Genomic DNA, 22,320 nt, shown 5'->3' with positions numbered 1-22,320 from the left:
AATTTAGATTCCTTCAACATACAATTCTTTACCCTTCGGTTACACTAGCTACCTTTAAGTACTGAGATTGTATATTTATCATTTGTATCAAATGGGGATTTTATACACTAAAATCGGGAATTGAATTGGGATTTTTTGTATATGTATATTAGCCTGTTTAAGGCTTGTATTTACGACTAAAGACACGACAATTAGCATAATGATAAAAAAAACGATTGAAGTTGATTGCTTGAACAATTTCAAGCCGGAAAAACTGTCTGTGGAATACCCTCACTGTGATTTAACTAGAGATCCATTTTTAACCATTGGAATTAATTATGCCTGGGATAAAATTAATCCTATGAGAGATGAAGTATTGAGTGAATGGAAACAAAATGGAAGGCGCTTATATTATTGTGTTTATTTATATAGACCATGGACAATATAACCAATATGTTTCAGCAAAACGCAATGAAATATTTAGACGTGAATTACCGCTTGCATTAACGGCTATTAGATACGGCGATAGTTTTTTTCAACGTATACCCTATAGAAGTGGGAGATGAATTTCGGTTGGCGTTAGTAGATATTCTAAATAAAAACCTCATTTACTTATGGTACGGTTCATTTCTGTTGATCCGGAAACTCCGGTATATTTGCTCTACTAAAATCAGCCGCATTAATTGATGCGGGAACGTCATATTGGAAAATGACAACTTTTCATCTGCACGGTTCAGTACCGTATCACTAAGGCCAAGTGATCCGCCTATAATAAAGGCCAGTTTGCTTTTTCCATATGTGGCAAGCTTATCTATATCAGCGGCCAGAGCTTCAGATGATTTCATTTTTCCGTTAATAGCGAGAGCGATGACGTGTGTGTCGTGCCCAATTTTTGAAAGAATTCTTTCTCCTTCTTTTTCCTTTACTTGTATTATTTCAGCATTGCTTAAGACTTCCGGCGCTTTTTCGTCTGCTACTTCAATGAGATCTATTTTTGCATATGCCGAAAGTCGTTTCATGTACTCATCAATCCCTTGTTTTAAGTACTTTTCCTTTAATTTACCGACTGTTATAATAGAGATATTCACAACATAACCCCACTTTACAAACAATTTACAAACAGTTTATCCACAAAAGTTATCCACATATCAACATGTTCTTTATTTATATTTTACCATATGTTCCACATGTGAATATCCTACTTTCGTTCACTTCTTTTTTTCTACGCAGGGAGAAAAGAAGGAATTTTTTGATTTTTCCATTAAATTTAATCGTTCTTCATTCTTCCTTAATATTCTGCTGACAGAATAGAACAGAAGTCTATTATGGGAGGTAATGATGATGAAAAAGAAACAGACAGTTCGATTTATTCTGGCATCTGGTATTTTATTTAGCTCCATGTACACAGTACCGTCAGCCAATATACTGGCCTCTGAAACTCTTTTAACAGAGTCTTTTAACACAGCGGCGCTTCCTGCTGGATGGGAAGTGATTCAAGGACAAGCAGCGGTGCAAAATAATGCGCTTGTTTTAACATCTCCTTCAACATCGCAGCCTGCGCGCGTGCTGGCTCCCGCGTCTGTAGCTGGAGGCGATTATGTGATTGAAGCGGATATGACATTTTTGTCTGCTGTGGAAGACACACGCTGGGCGTCCATTATGTACCGGGTGCAGGAAAACGACTACCCGTACTATCAGTTTGCTGTCCGCCGCGGAGCAAATGCATTAAATGGTGTTGAGTTCGCTCTTCGTAATCCCAATAATCAATGGTCTGTTCTTGAAAAAGGACCGTATAGTGAAGCTTTTGATTACAACCAAACATACAAAATGAAAATTGTTTCAAAAGGCAACAGAGTGCAACAATACATAAATGGACAGCTCGTCACCAATACCGATCAAGCAACGGCTCTTCAAGACGGACGAATTGGCTTCCAAGCGGCGGGTTCAACAGTAAAATTTGATAACATCCGCGTGATCGAACAAACAGAGGAATTGCCCTCTTTACAAGCTTCTGGGGCATTTCTTGGCGATCAACCAGAAACCAATATGCTGAACGCACCAACAGTTATTTCAAGCAAAGCACAGTTAGAACAAATGGATGGTGTTTCTTCAATGGTGCTGAAGCCCAATCAGGAATTGAATATAAATGGAATCCCGCTTCAAACGCATTTAGAGAAGATGGCCGGCCATACCATTCCGCTTCTTCACATTGAAGATCAGGAAACAGCAGAAAAAACAGCGTCATTGCTTTCTGAACTTTCCATCCAGGACGTGCACATTCTTTCGTCTCAACCGGCCATTTTGAAAATCGTTAAAGAGACGAATCCAGCCGTACGCGGAGCTCTGATGTATAACCGCAATTCATTAAATAAACACGATTTGAACCGTTTTATCCAGTCTCTTCATGAATCAGGCGCCAAAACGGCCATTTTCCCGCAAAAATTATTGACAGCAGATACGGTTCATTACTTACACAGTCGTTCTGTCGCTGTCTGGGGCACAACAGCGAGTGACAGTGAGCTTGATGCACACCGTTTAATTCATGCAGGTGTTGACGGCATTATAGCGGATCATCCAGCAGCGGTAGTCGACGCATTCAGCCGCTATCCTGAAAATACACTTGTGCAGCGTCCGATCGTAGCGGCACACCGGGGAATTCCATCGATGGCACCGGAAAATACAATGGCCGGCTACCGTCTCTCATATGAGCTTGGTGCTGACTTAATTGAAACAGATGTCCAAAAAACGAAAGATGGCGAAATCATTATTATGCACGACTATACGGTTGACCGAACGACTGATGGCACGGGCAGCGTAGCGGAAATGACATTAGATCAAATTCGTGCACTGGATGCCGGTTCCTATTTCAGTCCGGAATTTTCTGGTGAAAAAGTACCGACATTCCGAGAATTTTTGCAAGAATTTAAAGGAAAAGATGTTATTTTACTTGTAGAATTAAAAGCGGACAACCTTTCCGAAGAAACCATTCAGATGATTAAAGAGGAAGGCATGACTGATCAAGTTGTGCTTCAAAGCTTTCATTTAAACAGTGTGCAAAAGTCCGTTGAGACAGCGCCAAATATTCCATCCGGCTACCTATATTCAGCAGCTGTCCCGTCAACAGAACAGGCACGTCTTGCAGATGCAAGTAAAATGATGAACTATTCGACCCGCTTGAATGCCACATTAAACTCCAGCTATAGCAGTTTGTCACCTGAATTTACAGCATACTTGCGTCAACGTGGCATGATCAGCTATCACTGGACATTCCGGAATCAGGCTGATTTCGGCGAGCAGCTTCAAAACGGCATGATTGGCCCTATTACTGATTACACACAGTGGTTAACAGATGCACCCATTCGAATTGAAACACCTGTGAAAAAGCGTGTATTGAAACCTGGAAGTACAACAAAAATTGAGAGCAAAGCTTTTTTAAACTATCGGACAGAGAAAAAAGAAAATATTGAAACAACATTATTTGCAACAGGAGATGGTGTCTCTATTGAGGGCAATACAATTCGAGCTTTGAAACCGGGCACATCGTATGTTTTTGCACAACATACATTTACGATGCTTGGACAAGAGTGGTCTCTTGTTTCAGAACCCATGGAAATTATTATAAAATAATAGAAAATGCCGTTATCAACATGTTGATAACGGCATTTTCTGAATCTTATCCACATACCCACAGATTTCATCCACATTTTGTGCCCGAATATTAGTTTCCTACCACATATATGGCTTGATTTTTGCAAAACTCACATGAAACCGCTTCTTCTATTTTTTCTATTTTAGGCGCTGTTTCATATTCGTCAACAGCAATATCTAAGGCCAGTTCAGCGTGTTCTAAACAACAGTACATCTTTTTTTCCTCCATTAAAAATCACTTTCCGCCACTAATTCTAACTCAGTTTGCTGTTGTTTTCCAGCCCGGTAATAGGTGACGGTTACACTATCTCCTGCTTTTTTATTGTTATACATATATTTACGCAGTGCGATAACGTCTTGAACTGGTTTACCATCCAATTCGGTAATCACATCGTATTCACGCAATCCTGCTTCCGCTGCCGGCGATTTAGTAAGTACCTGTTCAATGATAACCCCTTCCGTTACCGTCTCAGGCAGTTTGAGTGTTTGCTGCTGATGATAGGATGGCAATTCGCTGACGTTTTGAAGCGTAATACCCATAGCGGGACGCTTCACTTCTCCAAATGATTCAAGGTCTTCAATAATGGGAAGTGCTGCATCAATTGGAATGGATAATCCGATCCCTTCAACAGCATTTTCAGCAATTTTCATCGAGTTGATACCAATTACTTGACCGGCAATGTTTACAAGCGCACCACCGCTGTTACCCGGATTGATTGCCGCATCTGTTTGTAATACTTCCGCCTGCCAGTCGTTTATCATATCACCATTCAAATCAACAGGAATGGCACGTTCAAGTCCGGAAACGACACCTTGTGTAACGGAACCTGAAAATTCAAGACCAAGCGGATTTCCAATGGCAATAACCGGTTCACCGATTTTCAATGCTTCTGAGTTGCCAAATTCAGCTATCTTCTTAACATTTTTACCGCTAATCGATAAGACGGCAAGATCGGTCCATACATCGCCGCCAATAAGTTTTGCCGGTTCTTTCGTACCATCCGCAAGCGTTACTTCTAGCTGCTGTGAGCCTTCAATAACATGGTAATTCGTGACGATAAATGCTGTATCTGCCTCTTTTTTATAAATTACACCGCTTCCTGTACCTGCTTCCTGCGTCGTTGCTTCTGACCCGAAAAAGCTCATTGATTCTTGAATATTTGTAATGCCAACAACCGTATCTTTCGCTTTATCAACTGCTTTTGTTACATCTGTAGTCACATCAACTGAAACCTGCTCTGTATGGCCAGTGGATTGATTTTCAACGAAAGTTTGTTCATCGTTCTGATAATCCATTATGGATGGAACGGTTGCGACGACCAGCCCCGCACCTACAACAACGCCTGCCAATCCGGATAAAAAATAGCCGCCTTTTCCGCCACGCTTGTTGCGTCCCGTTCGTCCTTCATCATAATAACCCATCTACTCCTCATCCTTTCCGCCCAATTATTGTCTCACCATTCAATTTATCTATTCTCAAAAAATTATACGCTTTTGACTAAAAAAAGGGCAACTAATAAGGAAATAGGCAGCTTCCTGTTCAAATTCGAACGGAAAGCTGCCTATTTTGTTTGGGTAACAAGTAAGAATTTAAAAACACAAGTTTCTCAGTGCCCTCCACACAGACTCGGTATCTTCTAGTTAAATAACAGCAAGTGGCGTTGATATTTTCGGATCGGTATCAAATAAATGAAATTGTTCTCCAACGCCAGCATCTTTCAGCTGTAATGTTTGTGAGACCGCCATTTTTGCAAGTTCTTTCATATTGTTGTCTGTGCTTAAATGCGCCAAATAAATTCGTTTCGTATTTGGTCCAATGACATCATTCATGGCGAGGGCAGCGTCTTCATTCGATACGTGGCCGACATCGCTTAAAATACGCTGCTTAATGTTCCATGGATAGCGGCCCATACGCAGCATTCCAACGTCATGATTACTTTCGAATACATAGGCATCTGCATTGTCAATTAATCCTTTCATCCGGTCACTGACGTAGCCTGTATCTGTAATAAGCACGAGCTTTTTTTGACTGTTATGAAAAATATAAAACATCGGCTCGGCTGCATCATGTGATACCCCGAAGGACTGAATGTCAAGCGCACCGAATGTTTTCACCGTTTCCATTTCAAATATAAACTTTTGGCTGGCCTCAATCGTACCGGTTAACCGGTCCATTGCCCGCCATGTCTTTTCATTTGCATATACCGGCAATTTGTATTTTCTAGCCAATACTCCGAGCCCTTTAATATGGTCACTATGTTCATGTGTAACAAGAATGCCAGATAGGTCCTCCATCTTCTTGCCGATTGAAGAAAATAGCTCCTCCATCTTTTTACCACTTAATCCTGCATCCACAAGAAACGATTGACCATCTGATTCCACAAAAATTGCGTTGCCGGTACTTCCGCTTGCAAGTACACTGAATTGAATTGTCATGTCCTACCACTCCAGTTAAATTACGACTCTTTTTCCGTTTGATAAATCGATCCGTCAAATGCATTCACATAAATTTCTTCTGTCTTATTAGCTTTTTTCAGCTGAAAGTACCATGTTGGTGACAACACCTGTGCCTCTGTTAGCTGTACGACGGTATAGTAGCCAAGTTCTGCATTAGCAATTTCACTATCCGGCTGAATAAGGCCATTTTTGTACAGAGCGTCAATCGCCTGGAACGCTGGTAAAATCGCTTCTTCTTCACGGTTTTCATCAATGTCTGACAGCATCGTCTGTGTATAGCCAATAATGTTATCAGCATCATCCAACTGCACCGTTAAATAACCACTTATATTTTCGAACAGTTTTTTATTATCAAACTGTTGATAAAAAATAACTGTTTTTTCATCACGATTTCGCTTCCAATAGGAATAGCGGTCGCCCTGTAAAACATTGTTTTTCACAAAAGAAACAATTTTTTCATAGGTTGCCCCGTCCGTTTCATACGGCTTATCGAGCTCACTCATAACTTCAGTTCCCTTGCTCTTAATCGTCATTTTCTGCTTGGTTAAAAAGAGAAAATCGTTTTCAGCAAATATTTTTGGCTTAGCCGTAATAATGGATAGCTCTTCAGCATTAACCGGCATTTTTTCATATTCAATCCGGTCAGATTTAAGCTTTTCTTCAATGGACGTTTCCTTAATAACTTCAAAACGAGTCGCCCCATACTTATTATAAAACATAACAGCCAGAAACAGATTAAGCACAAGAAAGACGGCAATAAAAATCGTTTTCGTTTTACTCCAATCCATCGGCCGCTCCCCTTTCATCAGTCTCCATACGATGCCACGTTCCATTGTATTGATAGTACCAAGAAGGTTGAAGCGCTAAGATTTTCGGTGATTCACGTTCAACAGTCATTTCGTAGCCAATCTGAATATTTGTCAAAAGCGACGGGTCGATTTTTTGGCTAAGAACTTTATCAATGGCTTCTTCTCCGTCTTCAAGCTTAATAGGTGCCTCTGTTTCAGGGAGTGGACTATCTAGTTGAATAATAAAGGAAGGGCGCACATATTGAAAAATACGCTCTCTTCCCCAAGTTTGAGATAGTTCAGCCATTCCTTGTTCATTAAATACGGGGTAATCATCTAAATACAAACGGTAACTAATGAATGATGAACCTGGCGTTGTGCTGAATAGCCGATAGTCATCCACCCAGCCATTATGATCATTAACGAAGCTAACACTTTTATCAATAAGCGTTTTAAGTGCCATCTTCTGACCAATTTCATTTTCCAATGCCAAATTCGAATACGTAATAACACCCGTCTTATGATTAACATGCATTAAACTTGAACCGTCTGTATACTCCGTTCTTTCCGAACTTGATCCCCGTTTTACATAACTCGGATCATTAAACAGGGCTTTTTTAAAGGTTTCAGCCTCTATTTGTTCAGGTAAATATTTTTTCGTATACAATACAGGCGCTTCTTTTCTTACGAATAAAAGTGATCCGTTTGGAATTTGGTGCGCGATGTATGGTTCAAGACGGGATGATTGAACTAAATAACGCATTTTAAATTCTGAAAGTGATGCCGATTCAATCCGACTTTTAAATACAAGTCGTTCCTGTACGGAAACAAAGTAAACAGAAGCGCTGTTACTATCCTCTGCCTCTCCAATTACTATCCGGTCAAATACAGCGCTTGGAACATCGGATTGATTAAACGTTAATATGTTTTTAGCTGTATCAAACGGAATGAAGCCAGAAAAAAATAATTCCACGTGAGAATTACCAGTTAACAGTTCGTTAAATTCTTGCTCATTCAATAAACTAGAAATATTTTCTGGTTCATTAAATGTCCATGAAGCCATTTCTTCCATGAACCATGTAAGCTCTTCTTCTTCCACGGTTCCATAATGTTGATCCTGCAAATGAGCAACAATTTTTGCGGGCTTTAGCAGCGAGGAAATTTTGCGCTGCTGGCCAATTTCTACTTCTGTTACAATTGTATCTGAACTATCTGTAATCGTTTCATAAGAAGGCTTATAATTCCAGATGCCCCATGTAAATACCATACTTATGAGCACAAGTAGTGCCAGGGCAGCGGATTTAATTTTTTCATAATTCATACCCAATCATCCTCTTCAGAAAGATCTGCCGGCAACGTAAAGAATATCGTGGTACCTTTTCCTTCTACACTTTTTGCCCAAATGTGGCCGTCATGTGCACCAATCAACTCTTTTGCAATCGCAAGGCCAAGACCAGTACCGCCCATTTTCCGCGAACGTGCTCGATCTACACGGTAAAAACGTTCAAATATGCGTTCAAGACTCTTTTTTGGGATACCCATTCCTTGATCACTAACACTTATTTGAATCGTATCGCCATGCTCTTCTACTTTAAATGAAACAAGTCCGCCTTCTGGGGAATATTTTAGCGCATTAGAGATAATATTATCGATAACCTGTGTCAGTTTATCCTGGTCAATTGTGACATAAATCGGATAACGAGGCAGTTTGCGTCGGAATGTAACTTCCTGCGATTTTGTCATTTCAAAACGATCGATAATTTTATTAAAAAATTCGATAAAATCGGTATCTTTCTTGGTTAAATTGTATTCACGGCTGTCGAACTTCGATAATTGAAGTAAATCATTTACTAATCGAATCATCCGCTCTGTTTCGGTTTGGGTCACATCAAGAAAATTTGGGGCAATGTCTGGATCTTGCCATGCCCCATCAGCAAGCGCTTCTAAGTAGCTGCGCATTGTCGTAAGCGGCGTCCGCAATTCATGTGAAACATTCGTCACAAATTCACGTCGTTCTATTTCAATTTTTTCTTGTTCTGTAATGTCATGTAAGACTGTGATCAATCCGTTGACAAAACCTGTTTCTTTTTGAATAACTGAGAAGTTCGCCCGTAAGATGTACGGTCGGTCATGCGTACTATAATCAAGAATGACCGAATCCTGTTCATTTAATAAATCATCAAACGAATAGTCTTCTTCTAAATTTAGAAGGGTTACAATAGGCTGTGAAATAATTGTTTCACGTGAAACATTTAGCATTTTGGATGCTGGTTCATTAATTAAAATAACACGACCGCGACGGTCTGTCGCAATCACACCATCAGTCATATGTGATAAGACCGATGATAGCTTACGACGCTCACCTTCTGTCGTCGCTTGCGATTCCTGAAGCCGCTTCGTTAAATTATTGAATGTTACAGCAAGTTCACCAATTTCATCTTGACCATATACTTTTACTTTTCGCGAAAAGTTTCCTTTCCCAAGTGCAACCGCCTGCCGCCTCATATCCGTAATTGGCCGTGTAATGGTTCTTGCTAGTGTAATACCTAATATCGCGGTAATAGCCAGGGCGAGAATCGCTGCAGAAAATAAAATTTCATTAATATCATCTAACTGACTGAAAACAGTTTCAATATCTCCAATTAAGTAAACAGCGCCAATCACTTCGCTGTTTGATAAAATAGGAGATGTTAATACCCAAACGCGCTGACCGGTTCGGTCATTAATAAACATATTATCTTCTGTTGCACCTGCAGACAGCGCTCGTTTTATGGCAATTTCGGTCATGCGCTGCCCGACGACTCCCTGGTTATTCGCATCAGATGTACCGATAATCCGACTTCGTTCATCAACGACACGTACTTCCGTAATATCTCCAGCAGAAAAATCTTCCAAAATACGCCGGATATCCTGTTCCACTGTATTCGATTCATCATCACGCTCTTTTAACATCTCTTCACGCAAATTGTACTCCAATAAATTAACGCGTTCTTGCAAAGATGTTTTGAAGTTCGTTACAAACTTTTCCTCAAGGGAGTTTACAAAATATACACTAATAACTTGCATCGCAAATAAAATGAGCAAAACGTACGTGAGCACAAATTTCATTTGAATGGAACGAAAAAAACCTACCCGTTTCATCAATGCTACTCCTGCTCAGGATTGCGCAAGTAGTAGCCTACCCCTCTTCGGGTCACGATCCAAGAAGGATGGCTCGGGTTATCTTCAATTTTTTCTCTTAACCTGCGCACAGTGACGTCCACTGTCCGGACATCTCCATAATAGTCGTATCCCCAAACTGTTTGAAGCAAATGTTCACGTGTCATCACTTGTCCGATGTGTTTAGCTAAATAATGAAGTAATTCAAATTCACGGTGTGTTAATTCAATCGTTTCTTCTCGTTTGGAAACAATGTAGGCATCGGGATGAATAGTTAACGCCCCGACCGCAATTTCATTCGTTTCGGCCTCTTCCTCTTCTTGGACAGGAACTGCTGTTTGATGTCGGCGCAAATTCGCTTTCACACGAGCAATAAGTTCACGTGTAGAAAATGGTTTTGTGACATAATCGTCTGCCCCGAGTTCAAGACCAAGTACTTTATCAATCTCAGAATCTTTTGCCGTGAGCATAATAATCGGCATTTCATACTTTTTACGTACTTCACGGCACACTTCCATCCCATCGCGGCCCGGAAGCATAATATCTAGTAGTATGATATCCGGTTGCATTTCTTCTACCATCTCAACCGCCTGGTCTCCATCATATGCACACTGAACATCGTATCCTTCCTTTTTCAAATTAAACTGCAAAATATCTGCAATTGGTCTTTCATCATCAACAACCAATATTTTCTTCTGCATAATATAATGTCCCTCGCTTCTTTTTCAATACGTTAAAGATGGCTTCAAATAATATATTTTATCATATTTGCATCTCTTTTACCTTTTTTAACTTTACCATGAATAGTGTGACCGCGGCATCCCGTTTCTCACCGGTAAACATTTCATAAAGTGGAACTTCACTTTAACCATAGACCCTTACTTCCTTTAGTAGGGGTAAAATAATAAAAAGCACCACGGGAGCGAAATCACCGCGATGCTTTTTTTGATGGCTCAGGACGGAATCGAACCGCCGACACAAGGATTTTCAGTCCTTTGCTCTACCAACTGAGCTACTAAGCCTAATGAGATACATTTATAAACTAAAATTTTTTTATCCTTCATCTGTTCGTGCTACGCTCGAAATGATACACTGATGCAAGTTCAAGGAGATTATGATCACTCTGCTAAGTGAGGCTATTAAGATAATATATTCATTATCTGTTAAAAACATAGCAGCCGTTACTTATGAAGGACAAATCATAGGTGTCAACGGCCGCTGTTAAGACATAACATTAGGTTAAAGTAAAAATGGCGGTCCGGACGGGACTCGAACCCGCGACCTCCTGCGTGACAGGCAGGCATTCTAACCAACTGAACTACCGGACCAACAATATATTTACTAGCAACTTTGCTAATAGTATCACATGCCTAAGAGACTGACAATACATTTTGAAATTATTTGTCGAAAAATGCGAACAAAACAAAAAAATATCGACAATTTTGTGGCTAGGGCCGAATATTCCAATACAAATCTCGTTATTTCATATCCTCATTTATGAACACTAGTCCAAAAAACGGAATTAAATGAAAAAACCGATTTCATGAAGAAATCGGTTTACTAAAAATTAACCCCAAACGCTTCTCACAACATTCGTTTGATTGCGGTCCGGTCCAACAGAGAATACAGAAAGCGGAATACCTGTTAACTGTGAAACACGCTCGATATAATGACGCGCATTTTCAGGAAGCTCATTCAAGTTTTTCACACCTGTAATATCTTCTGTCCAGCCTGGAAGTTCTTCGTATACAGGCTCACATTCCGAAAGTGCACGAAGATTTGCTGGATATTCCGTAATCAATTCACCTTTATATCGGTAAGCCGTACAAATTTTTAACGTTTCAATACCTGTCAATACGTCGATGGAATTAAGAGAAAGATCTGTTAAACCACTGACGCGGCGTGCATGACGAACAACAACACTATCGAACCAGCCAACGCGGCGTGGACGGCCTGTCGTTGTACCGTATTCACGTCCAACTTCACGGATACGATCACCGATTTCATTGATCAATTCAGTTGGAAATGGACCATCGCCAACACGCGTTGTGTACGCTTTAGATACACCAACAACATGTGTAATTTTAGTAGGCCCAACACCAGAACCAATTGTCACACCCCCGGCAACCGGATTTGATGACGTAACAAACGGATATGTTCCTTGATCAATATCAAGCATAACCCCTTGAGCACCTTCAAATAATACACGGCGTCCCTCATCAAGCGCATCATTCAACACAACAGATGTGTCACAGACAAGATCTTTAATTTGCTGGCCGTATTCATAATATTCATTTAGAATATCTTCTACTTTAAATCCTTCTGTTTCGTAAAATCTTTCTAGAAGACGATTTTTTTCCGCAATATTATGTGTTAATTTTTCCTCAAATGTTTCCCGATCTAAAAGATCAGCCATACGGATACCCATACGTGCCGCTTTATCCATGTATGCAGGTCCGATTCCTTTTTTCGTTGTCCCAATTTTATTCTCGCCTTTACGTTCTTCTTCGACTTCATCGATTTTCAAATGATAAGGCAAGATGACATGCGCACGGTTGGAAATACGAAGATTATCCGTTGATACACCGTGTCCATGTAAATAGGCAATCTCCTCTACAAGCGCTTTTGGATCGACAACCATACCGTTTCCGATTACACAAATCTTATCCGAATAAAAAATACCGGACGGAATTAAATGAAGTTTGTATGTAACATCATTGAATTTAATTGTATGGCCAGCATTGTTCCCACCTTGATAGCGGGCAACTACTTCTGCATTTTCAGAAAGAAAATCTGTAACTTTCCCTTTTCCTTCATCGCCCCACTGCGTTCCTACTACTACTACTGATGACATTTTTTGCACCTCCGAAGGTTCATGAAAAACGTTTTCTTAAACACAGCTATTTTACCAATAATAAATAGTATTCGTCAAACAAAAAATACGAACATTTAAATATTTTTTTAATTTTTCATTCGTTTTTTATGCTCCGGGCGGTGCTGACATGTCATCAAAACGCCGCTCGATATTCACAAATTTATTGTATTCTTTCACAAACGCAAGCTCGACTGTACCGGTTGGGCCATTCCGCTGTTTCGCAATAATAATCTCAATCATATTTTTATTTTCTGATTCCTTGTCATAGTAATCATCACGGTACAAAAAGGCAACAATGTCTGCATCCTGTTCAATCGAACCAGATTCCCGTATATCCGACATCATCGGACGCTTATCTTGCCGCTGCTCTACACCACGTGATAATTGAGACAGAGCGATAACAGGCACTTCAAGTTCACGGGCAAGCCCTTTTAATGAACGAGAGATTTCCGACACTTCCTGCTGCCGATTATCACCGGATCGGCCATTCCCTTGAATAAGCTGTAAATAATCAATTAAAATCATACCTAAACCTTGTTCCTGTTTTAAACGACGGCATTTTGACCGAATCTCACCGATACGTATGCCTGGTGTATCATCAATATAAATACCTGAATTGGACAGGCTGCCCATCGCCATAGTTAATTTGCGCCAGTCCTCGTCCGTTAAAGCACCCGTCCGCAAGTTTTGAGCATTAATATTGCCCTCCGCACATAACATCCGCATTACTAACTGTTCTGCACCCATTTCCAAACTGAAAATCGCGACTTTTTCATCTGTATTCGTTGCAACGTTTTGAGCAATATTTAGTGCAAAAGCTGTTTTACCTACTGATGGACGAGCAGCAACGATAATTAAATCATTACGCTGAAAACCAGCTGTCATTCGATCAAGCTCAGCAAATCCAGTCGGTATACCCGTTACATCGCCTTTTCGGTTATGAAGAAGCTCAATATTGTCGTACGTGCGGACAAGTACATCTTTAATAGTATGGAATGCACCGGCATTTTTGCGCTGTGCTACTTCCATAATGCTTTTTTCCGCTTCACTGAGCAAATCTTCTACTTCGTTTTCCCTATTGTACCCATCCTGCGCTATCGTCGTTGCTGTACGAATTAGGCGGCGCAGAAGTGACTTTTCTTCAACAATACGAGCATAGTATTCAATGTTAGCTGCTGTTGGCACAGAAGCTGCCAGTTCACTTAAATAGGCAATGCCTCCTACATCCTCAATCTGCTTTGCAGCTGCCAGATCTTCCGTCACTGTCACAACATCCACTGCTTTGCCATGATCACCAAGTTTTAGCATCGTTAAATAAATTTGCTGATGGGCATTCCGGTAAAAATCTTCCGGAATTAAAATTTCAGAAGCGACTGTTAACGTAGATGGTTCAAGAAAGATCGCACCCAGTACAGCCTGTTCTGCTTCAATATTTTGCGGCGGAATGCGGTCCGTCAATAAATCGCTCATTTTCAATCTCCTTACACAAAAAATGTGACCAGATAAATCCGATCACATTTTTTTATTTATTTACTGGTCCTCTGTTACATGAACTTTCAAGACAGCTGTCACTTCATTATGCAATTTAACGGAAACATTTGTATAGCCAAGACTACGAATACCATCGGGTAAATCCATTTTGCGCTTATCTAATTTGATATTATGTGTCTTATTTAATTCATCGGCTATTTGCTTTCCTGTAACAGAACCGAAAATGCGGCCGCCTTCGCCTGTTTTTGCATGCAATTCAACTGTTAGTTTTTCAACTGTTTCCTTTAGCTTTTTCGCTGCTTCGAGTTCTTCTGCAGCAATTGCTTGTTCCTTTTTCTTTTGTGCATCAAGTGTATTCTTATTACCGGATGTTGCTTCCACCGCAAAACCGTTTTTAATCAAAAAGTTGTTTGCATAGCCATCCGCCACATTTTTCACTTCACCTTTTTTCCCTTTACCTTTTACATCTTTTAAAAAAATAACTTTCATTCTTCTTTTCCCCCTTCAGTCAGTTCATCAATAACTCGACATAATTCCATTTCAACCTCTTCAATCGATGCGCCTTTTACCTGTGTCGCAGCATTCGTTAAATGGCCGCCGCCATTCATTTGTTCCATAATAATTTGTACGTTTACATCACCAAGTGAGCGAGCGCTTATGCCAATCGTTTCTTCTCCCCTTCTCGCAATGACAAAAGATGCCTGCACACCGTTCATCGTAAGGAGTGTATCGGCTGCTTGGGCAATCAATACCGAATCGTATATATAATCGTTTTCTCCTTTTGCAATGGCTAGGCCATCTTTATAAAAATAAACGGTTTCAATAAGTTGACCACGCTGAATATAAGTATGAATATCCTCTTTCAAAAACTTCTGAACAAGAATCGTGTCCGCTCCATGTGTGCGTAAATATGCAGCTGCATCGAATGTGCGGGCACCTGTCCGTAATGAAAAGCTTTTCGTATCAACAATAATCCCTGCCAAAAGCGCTGTTGCTTCAAGGGATATTAATTTTTTTGTTTTCGGCTGGTATTCAAGCAATTCCGTTACAAGTTCAGCCGTCGAGGATGCATATGGCTCCATATAAACGAGAATTGGGTTTTTAATAAATTCTTCCCCGCGTCTATGATGATCAATCACAATGACTCGTTCAGCTTTTGTCAATAGTTTGTCTTCAATAACTAAAGACGGCTTGTGCGTATCGACGATTACGAGCAGTGTTTTATTTGTTGCAATTTCGAGTGCTTCTTCAGGCGTAATGACGCGTGAATAAAGTTCAGGATTTTGTTCTTTTAATTCCTGTATTAGTCTCTCTACTGCTGTATCAATTTGTGAAAAATCAATAACAATATATCCTTCACGGCCATTTAATTCGGCTACGTGACGAATGCCCAATGACGCCCCGACTGCATCCATATCCGGATACTTATGGCCCATCACAATGACTTTATCACTTTCTGCTACAATATCACGAAGCGCATGAGAAATAACCCGTGCCCTAACGCGCGTTCGCTTTTCTGTCGGATTTGTTTTCCCACCGTAAAACTTTACTTTTCCGTCGTCTTGCTTAATCGCAGCCTGATCGCCGCCACGGCCCAATGCTAAATCAAGACTGGACTGAGCAATGTCACCGAGTTCGGGCAGCGGAACTAATCCTTGTCCAACTCCGATGCTAAGAGTGAGCGGCGCATGGTATTTCACCGTTTCTTCCCTTATTTCATCTAATATTGAAAACTTTGTTTCTTCAAGTCTTTTTAAAATGCGCTCATTCAATACAGCAAAAAAACGATCCGATGAAATACGCTTTAAATACATTCCATTCTCTTTTGCCCAACTATTTAGCATAGATGTTACTGCACTATTTAATCTGCTTCGTGTCTGATCATCCATTCCCTGTGTTAAATCATCATAGTTATCAAGAAAAATAATGCTGAGCACTGTTTTTTCTTCTTCAAATCGCTTTGCTGTTTTTTCTTGTTTCGTCACATCAAAAAAGTAGACAAGACGATCTTCTGGTTTAATGATGACCCGAAATGATTTATCATGGAGCGAAATAACGGTTTCTTTTTCTCCTTTAATGACCGCAGGCATGGGCTCAGCCACTTCATAAAGCGATTCACCAACAATTGTCTCTTCTTTAAAATAAGAAGTCAAAAAGGCGTTTGCCCACTCGATTTTATATTCTTTGTCATACAAGAGAATTCCGATCGGCAGCTTTTGAAGCGTTTCATCCCCCACTTTTTGCAATCTGTACGTCAGTGTTGTCACATATTGTTCCACTTCCACGTGCAGTCTTTTTTCTCCAAGATACAAAAATAGAAGGAGTAAAATCGTCACCGTGATCATCACAAATCCTGCAATACGATTATATGTTAGCAGCCATATAGATGCCATGGTTAAAACCAGGGCGATAAAGATCAAAAGCAATTGAACAATTCGCCTGTTATAATACGAAAGCATAGCTTCAGCTCCTAATTGTAGAACTCCATTGCATATACTTAATGGAGCCGATTTTAAAAAGCATGTTACGGCTTTTTCTGCATTCGCTGTCTCAAATCAAATCCTAAGTCAATTATACCTAATAATCGGATAAGATAAAGGACCGGAATGACTGGAATTGATAAAATTGTAATGATAATTGGAATTGCTTTCGACCATTTTTTCCTGTGCGCAAAAAAGAATACAAATGATAAACCTTGTATGTACAGACAACCTTGTAAAATAAACATGATGTTTACATATATATCATACCAAGTTGTTCCCTTTTCTGGAGTAGCGATTAATGCGCTGATCATGAATAATAAATAATACCACAAAATCGAGTTTGGCAGACGTACCGAGTGAAATGGTTGGACCGGCTTTGTTTGAATGCCAAGTCTTTTCGCAATGGGGTAGTTAATGATCATTAGGATAAACACCATGCCAAATGATGTCACGATTAATAAGGCAGGCAGGATATCACTAATATAATTCATTGCCAGATCCACTTGCTCTCTCATCTGATCCATGTCTCCCGAGCCGATTAATGGACCAGTTTCATTCATTGCCACCTCGAAAGCAGCACGAAATTCATCCAAAAAGGTTAAATCAAACAACCAGATCGTGACGACATATTGACCGATGACATTCAATAGAAATGTTAAACTTCCCGCCATATAAACGATCCAATTATCTAGTTTCCTTCTAACCATTGATCCCATTACAATACCAGTTGTTCCATACAGCAATGCTGCCGGCAACATAAAAGGACCACCTATTATAAAGGTAACAGCTATTGCCGCGATAAGAAGCATAAGAGCCGGGGGGATCTTATACTTTGCACTGTAAATAAAAAAAGGCAGCAATAAAAACAGGACACCAATTACTGATAAAACTGGCACATACACTGAAACAAGAAGCAGCACGGTAAAAAGTGCCAGCATGAGTGCTCCTTCTGTTATTATTTTCGTTTTTTCCACTTCAACACTCCGTTCATGCGCCGTTAATTCCGACAATCTCCCTCTTTATTCTACAATCCTTTCTCCATCCATTCAACTTTAAATACAAAACAGCCCGAACGAAAGATCGGACTGTTTTCATAAGTACTTATATGCGGAATTGATGAATCGCTTTAATCAATTCTTCATTTAATGAAGCAAGCTGTTCAGATGCTAATGCTACACTTTCTATAGCTGCGAGCTGGTTTTTCGTTCGATCTTGTACTTCTTCGCATTTAGCAGCAGAAGATCGCGCTTCCGCTGCTAAATGACCTACCGTTTGCACGACGATATCTTTTTCATTGTTAGCTATATGGATATTACTCGCAATTTCAACAATCGCAGTATCCATTTTGTTCATTAACTCCCCTTGTTGCGCAAAAACAATTTCAGTTTCGCGCACAGCTTTTGTCTGTGTCAAAATATGATCGCTGGCTTGGCCCATCGTATTAATCACATGTTCAGATCCAAGCTGAACAGCCGCAATTTTTTTATGGATCTCGCCAGCTGCTTTTTTTGACTGTTCTGCAAGCTTTCTCACTTCCTGCGCCACAACTGCAAATCCTCTTCCATGATTACCTGCACGTGCAGCCTCAATTGATGCATTTAGTGCAAGTAAATTCGTTTGCATCGAAATTTCTTCAATTACGTGCACGATGCTTTCAATACGGGTAATGTCTTCTGCCAGCGTTCGAATAGCGACCATTGCTATATCCATCCATTCCGTTGATGTATCCATTGCCAATGCAACATCCGCCACATGAGCTGATCCTTTTTCAGTCGCTTCAGCAGTCTGTTCAGCGAGTTTTGACATCGCCAACGCCTCTTCGGAAATAGAACTGATTAAATGGCCTAGTTCCATTGAACGATCAGCTGCTTTTTTGGTTCCGCTTGCTGACCTTTCTGTACCATCCGTTAATTCTTCAAGCGCGGAGAAAGCCATCGAACCTGATTCGTTAATTTCTTGTACTGCTATGTTTAATTGATGAATGGATTCCCTTACATTCGCAGCAGCAGCATCTGTTATGCCGACTATACCGCGCATTTTTTGTACCATATTATTAAAATTTCTCCCAAGAGCTGTAACTTCATCTTTTCCTGACATATGGACATGCGTTTGTAAATCACCATCCGCTACTTGCTGAACAGAGTCGTTCAGCTTTTGAATCGGTTTTGTCACTTTAGATGATAAAATCAACACGACAAAAATGACTAAAAAAAGAATGGAAAATGTCGTAATTGCCAGAATTTTTTTCATTTCATTAGAGACACCAAACAAACTTTCTTTTTCATATACAGCACCGATTTTCCATCCCGTTTTACTAACCGTATCATATACGGTTAGCCCCGTTTCTGTGTCAATGACACCACTTTTCTCTCCATTAATCACAGAAGCCATCACGGAATCTTTCGTAACATCCTGTCCTTTTTCTGTTGGATGAATAATCGCTTTCCCTTCATTTGATAAAATAATGGGAAATCCATTGTAGCCAATATTCAGCTCGTTCATTCGATTTGTCATACTCGTTAAATTAATATCTGATCCAATGACGCCAAGAAGGTCTTCGCCACTCATAATTGCTTTTGATACAGTGATTACATAATCACCTGTTTTGCTTTCGTATGGCTCGCTCCATACTGGATCTTTTGATTTTACAGCCTTAGTATACCATGCTTCTTTCACTGGGTTATAATCGGCTGACAAAGCTGTTGTTGGTGTCATTTTAAACACACCATTTTCAGAAGCATAATAAACACTGAGCGCATCTTTATATATGTCCGTGTATCGATTGAAAACCATTTGAATTTGTCTTTCTACATTATTGTTTAGCTCGTCGGTAGAACGATATGTATGAGCATATTGGACAACTTGATCCGATTCCGATAATAATTGAATACTTTCTTCGTATTTCCCCAAAAAAACAGCCGCTGAATTGTTCAGTTCTTTCACAAAACCTTGTGTCTGTTCTGTCATATCTTTAGCTATTTTTTGTTCTATTTGCCAGCTTGTAAAAAGAATAATAAAGGCAAACGCACAAATTAACAAAATCGCAATCGGTACTATGAATTTCATTCGAATTGACTTCATTTATTGATCTACACCCTTCTTCCTAACCCCGCCTTCCATTATAGTTTTATATACCTATTATATTGTTAAGCTACTGTAAAGTTTATATTAAAACCAACCCCAAAAGTTATTGTTTTTACGCTTAAGCTCGATTGATTGTTATACATCGTTAGCTTACCGAGCCTGAATATGTTTTTTTGTCTTTCTTTTAGATTCACTCAATAAAAAAAGCATGATGCTGAGAATTCAGCATCATGCTTTTTTTTATTATCTTTCTTCTCCAACGAATGGAAGAAGTGCTACCTGCCGTGATCGTTTAATTGCAATAGTTAAACGGCGTTGGTATTTCGCGCTTGTACCTGTAACACGGCGTGGAAGAATTTTTCCACGTTCCGAAACGAACTTTTTAAGCAAATCAACATCTTTATAGTCGATATGAGTGATACCGTTAGATGTGAAATAACAAACTTTTTTACGCTTACGTCCACCTCTGCGTCCTGCCATGAGTTTCCCCTCCTCTTTGATTATTTAGAATGGAAGATCATCATCTGAAATATCAATTGGTTTACCATCATTTGCAAACGGGTCTTCATTCATTTTAGAATAATCAGAATTGTTATTGCTGCGTTGTTGATTCTGCTGTTGCTGGCCAAACGGAAAATCCTGATTGTTATTCCGCGGTTCGGCACCATAAGAGCCTCCACCCTGCTGCGATTGAGAAGCATCTGTGTAATTGCCTCCACTATTGCCGCCTGATGAACGCGGTTCGAGAAATTGGACACTGTCAGCTTGAACTTCTGTCACATAAACGCGCTTTCCATCCTGCCCTTCATAATTGCGTGTCTGGATACGTCCTTCCACACCGGCAAGACTTCCTTTTTTCAAAAAGTTTGCCACGTTTTCAGCTGGACGGCGCCAGATGACACAATTAATAAAATCCGCTTCTCTATCTCCCTGCTGGTTCGTATACGTGCGGTTAACCGCAAGTGTAAACGTCGCAACAGCTGCCCCTGCTGGTGTGTAGCGAAGTTCTGGATCTTTCGTTAAACGGCCGACTAAAACCACTCGGTTTATCATCAGAATCAACTCCTTTTCTGTTGAAATGTTTCACGTGAAACATGTTGAAAAAGATGTATGTTTATTACATTAAGATTATTTTTCTTCTTCTTTAACAACGATATGACGGATAATATCATCACTGATCTTCGCAAGACGGTCAAACTCTTCAACTGCTGCGGCATTTTCAGCTTTAGCATGAATAAGTCGGTAGAAGCCTTCACGGAAATCATTGATTTCGTACGCTAAACGGCGTTTACCCCAATCTTTTGAATCGATGATCTCCGCACCATTAGAAGTAAGGATACCATCAAAACGCTCAACTAGCGCTTTTTTCGCTTCATCTTCAATGTTTGGACGGATAATGTACATGAATTCGTACTTTCTCATCTTCGTTCACCTCCTCGTGGACTATGCGGCCCTTTGATTCCCAAAGAGCAAGGAGTAAGTTTTCATTACTCACAAGATGAAATTATAACATTAATCTTTCAACAACGCAACATTTTTCATAATGCAGGGAAATAGAAAGGAACTTACAGCTACTTAACCCTTTTTATTATAGAACATATGTTTGAAAATAGCAATATTAAAACATTTTTTGTTTTAAAAAAACCGGGTATGTTAAAAACAGACCACAATGGCTGTATTTCCGTAGGCCGTGAGCACAATAACCAACTGGTATTTCACTGCAATAACCGTTGATGCGCCGGTCATCATCCCTGGCAGCTGCACGAGACCAATTGTTTTCATAGCTCCCGTATTTGGAATGAGTGCAGCTTTTACAGTCTCTTCAATTAATTCTTGAGATGCCTGGCGGTTTGTTGCACCAAGTGCCAGCTTTCCCATTATAAGTTCTTTTGTTAAATCAAATTCTGTCTTTAGCCTGTCAAATACTAGACTAACCGCTACCATTGAGCTGCCGATAATCATTCCGCTCATCGGCAAAATATACTGGGCTTTATCGTCGACAATATCAAACATAACCCATATGGCCACAGACAGAAGTTCAGCTGTTAAAATGGCTGCCATTGCAATCCAAAAGGAATGGGTAAATGCACTGCCGCGCTTCGTACACGTTCTTGCCGCAATGACGATCATCACTATAATGATACACGAAAAAACAACAGCAGACTGATTGGAAAACACAAAGGTAATGACGTATCCAATGACCATTAGCTGAATAAACGCGCGAATCGCCGCAAAAAGAATCTCTTTTGAAATGCCAAGATTTTGCTTGTATGACAACCAAAGGGGAGTCGTCATAAATAAAAAAGCCGCTAGTAAAGCGCCATAACTAATGTCTTTCAACTACTGCATCTCTATA

19 protein-coding genes, 2 tRNA genes and 1 pseudogene are annotated in these 22,320 nt (G+C 40.0%); 2 read left to right on the top strand and 20 right to left on the bottom strand.

Going from position 1 to position 22,320, the window contains the following annotated elements; genetic code table 11:
• The first annotated feature begins 199 nt into the window (after positions 1 to 199).
• A pseudogene (locus ACZYRN_RS15730) lies at positions 200 to 545 on the top strand (staygreen family protein).
• A gap of 42 nt (positions 546 to 587) precedes the next feature.
• On the opposite strand, the gene rlmH reads toward ACZYRN_RS15730, so the two are convergent.
• Entirely contained in the window at positions 588 to 1,067 is a 480-nt protein-coding gene (gene rlmH, locus ACZYRN_RS15725; RefSeq protein WP_488912576.1) for a 23S rRNA (pseudouridine(1915)-N(3))-methyltransferase RlmH, read from the bottom strand.
• 253 nt (positions 1,068 to 1,320) lie between these two features.
• Here rlmH and ACZYRN_RS15720 point away from each other — a divergent pair, with 253 nt between their 5' ends.
• The gene (locus ACZYRN_RS15720) at positions 1,321 to 3,606 is read left to right on the top strand and encodes a glycerophosphodiester phosphodiesterase family protein (RefSeq protein ID WP_488912575.1); all 2,286 of its coding nucleotides are present in this window, start codon (positions 1,321 to 1,323) and stop codon (positions 3,604 to 3,606) included.
• Positions 3,607 to 3,697: 91 nt separating this feature from the next.
• Here ACZYRN_RS15720 and ACZYRN_RS15715 read toward each other — a convergent pair whose 3' ends face one another.
• The 19 genes from ACZYRN_RS15715 to ACZYRN_RS15625 form a co-directional block, all read right to left on the bottom strand.
• The gene (locus tag ACZYRN_RS15715) at positions 3,698 to 3,841 is read right to left on the bottom strand and encodes a CxxH/CxxC protein (RefSeq protein ID WP_488912574.1); all 144 of its coding nucleotides are present in this window, start codon (positions 3,839 to 3,841) and stop codon (positions 3,698 to 3,700) included.
• Between the two features lie 14 nt (positions 3,842 to 3,855).
• Positions 3,856 to 5,049: a S1C family serine protease gene (locus ACZYRN_RS15710; RefSeq protein ID WP_488912573.1), complete on the bottom strand. Its 1,194-nt coding sequence runs from the start codon at positions 5,047 to 5,049 to the stop codon at positions 3,856 to 3,858.
• A gap of 219 nt (positions 5,050 to 5,268) precedes the next feature.
• Positions 5,269 to 6,063, bottom strand: coding sequence for an MBL fold metallo-hydrolase (locus tag ACZYRN_RS15705; protein ID WP_488912572.1), 795 nt, complete (start codon positions 6,061 to 6,063; stop codon positions 5,269 to 5,271).
• Between the two features lie 20 nt (positions 6,064 to 6,083).
• A complete protein-coding gene (locus ACZYRN_RS15700; protein ID WP_488912571.1) occupies positions 6,084 to 6,872 on the bottom strand; it encodes a two-component system regulatory protein YycI in 789 nt (262 codons plus the stop codon).
• On the bottom strand, positions 6,859 to 8,193 hold the full coding sequence (locus ACZYRN_RS15695; RefSeq protein ID WP_488912570.1) for a YycH family regulatory protein: 1,335 nt from the start codon (positions 8,191 to 8,193) through the stop codon (positions 6,859 to 6,861). The genes ACZYRN_RS15700 and ACZYRN_RS15695 overlap by 14 nt, the downstream gene beginning before the upstream one ends.
• On the bottom strand, positions 8,190 to 10,013 hold the full coding sequence (gene walK, locus ACZYRN_RS15690) for a cell wall metabolism sensor histidine kinase WalK (RefSeq protein WP_488912569.1): 1,824 nt from the start codon (positions 10,011 to 10,013) through the stop codon (positions 8,190 to 8,192). The genes ACZYRN_RS15695 and walK overlap by 4 nt, the downstream gene beginning before the upstream one ends.
• 5 nt (positions 10,014 to 10,018) lie before the next feature.
• Positions 10,019 to 10,732 carry a response regulator YycF gene (gene yycF, locus ACZYRN_RS15685; protein WP_488912568.1) on the bottom strand — a complete coding sequence of 238 codons (714 nt, stop codon included), beginning with the start codon at positions 10,730 to 10,732 and terminating at the stop codon, positions 10,019 to 10,021.
• 248 nt (positions 10,733 to 10,980) lie between these two features.
• A tRNA-Phe gene (locus ACZYRN_RS15680) sits at positions 10,981 to 11,053 on the bottom strand.
• A gap of 229 nt (positions 11,054 to 11,282) precedes the next feature.
• A tRNA-Asp gene (locus ACZYRN_RS15675) sits at positions 11,283 to 11,359 on the bottom strand.
• A gap of 239 nt (positions 11,360 to 11,598) precedes the next feature.
• A complete protein-coding gene (locus tag ACZYRN_RS15670) occupies positions 11,599 to 12,885 on the bottom strand; it encodes an adenylosuccinate synthase (RefSeq protein ID WP_488912567.1) in 1,287 nt (428 codons plus the stop codon).
• Between the two features lie 126 nt (positions 12,886 to 13,011).
• On the bottom strand, positions 13,012 to 14,376 hold the full coding sequence (dnaB, locus tag ACZYRN_RS15665; protein WP_488912566.1) for a replicative DNA helicase: 1,365 nt from the start codon (positions 14,374 to 14,376) through the stop codon (positions 13,012 to 13,014).
• Positions 14,377 to 14,436: 60 nt separating this feature from the next.
• Complete coding sequence (gene rplI, locus ACZYRN_RS15660) at positions 14,437 to 14,886, bottom strand: 50S ribosomal protein L9 (protein ID WP_488912565.1); 450 nt, start codon at positions 14,884 to 14,886, stop codon at positions 14,437 to 14,439.
• Complete coding sequence (locus ACZYRN_RS15655) at positions 14,883 to 16,856, bottom strand: DHH family phosphoesterase (RefSeq protein WP_488912564.1); 1,974 nt, start codon at positions 16,854 to 16,856, stop codon at positions 14,883 to 14,885. Before ACZYRN_RS15655 ends, rplI begins: the two co-directional genes overlap by 4 nt.
• A 65-nt stretch (positions 16,857 to 16,921) precedes the next feature.
• Positions 16,922 to 17,890 (bottom strand): YybS family protein, encoded by a 969-nt coding sequence (locus ACZYRN_RS15650; protein ID WP_488912563.1) that lies wholly within the window; start codon positions 17,888 to 17,890, stop codon positions 16,922 to 16,924.
• Positions 17,891 to 17,981: 91 nt separating this feature from the next.
• The gene (locus ACZYRN_RS15645) at positions 17,982 to 19,946 is read right to left on the bottom strand and encodes a methyl-accepting chemotaxis protein (RefSeq protein ID WP_488912562.1); all 1,965 of its coding nucleotides are present in this window, start codon (positions 19,944 to 19,946) and stop codon (positions 17,982 to 17,984) included.
• A 261-nt stretch (positions 19,947 to 20,207) separates the two neighbouring features.
• Positions 20,208 to 20,444 carry a 30S ribosomal protein S18 gene (gene rpsR, locus ACZYRN_RS15640; RefSeq protein WP_045852641.1) on the bottom strand — a complete coding sequence of 79 codons (237 nt, stop codon included), beginning with the start codon at positions 20,442 to 20,444 and terminating at the stop codon, positions 20,208 to 20,210.
• 24 nt (positions 20,445 to 20,468) lie between these two features.
• Complete coding sequence (ssb, locus tag ACZYRN_RS15635) at positions 20,469 to 21,017, bottom strand: single-stranded DNA-binding protein (protein ID WP_488912561.1); 549 nt, start codon at positions 21,015 to 21,017, stop codon at positions 20,469 to 20,471.
• 75 nt (positions 21,018 to 21,092) lie between these two features.
• Positions 21,093 to 21,386: a 30S ribosomal protein S6 gene (rpsF, locus tag ACZYRN_RS15630; protein WP_488912560.1), complete on the bottom strand. Its 294-nt coding sequence runs from the start codon at positions 21,384 to 21,386 to the stop codon at positions 21,093 to 21,095.
• A gap of 231 nt (positions 21,387 to 21,617) precedes the next feature.
• Complete coding sequence (locus tag ACZYRN_RS15625; RefSeq protein ID WP_488912559.1) at positions 21,618 to 22,304, bottom strand: ABC transporter permease; 687 nt, start codon at positions 22,302 to 22,304, stop codon at positions 21,618 to 21,620.
• Between the last annotated feature and the right edge of the window lie 16 nt (positions 22,305 to 22,320).

This window comes from Domibacillus sp. F004 (assembly GCF_057814295.1).
The sequence above is the reverse complement of the archived record's forward strand: the minus strand, read 5'-3'. Positions and strand labels throughout refer to the sequence as shown.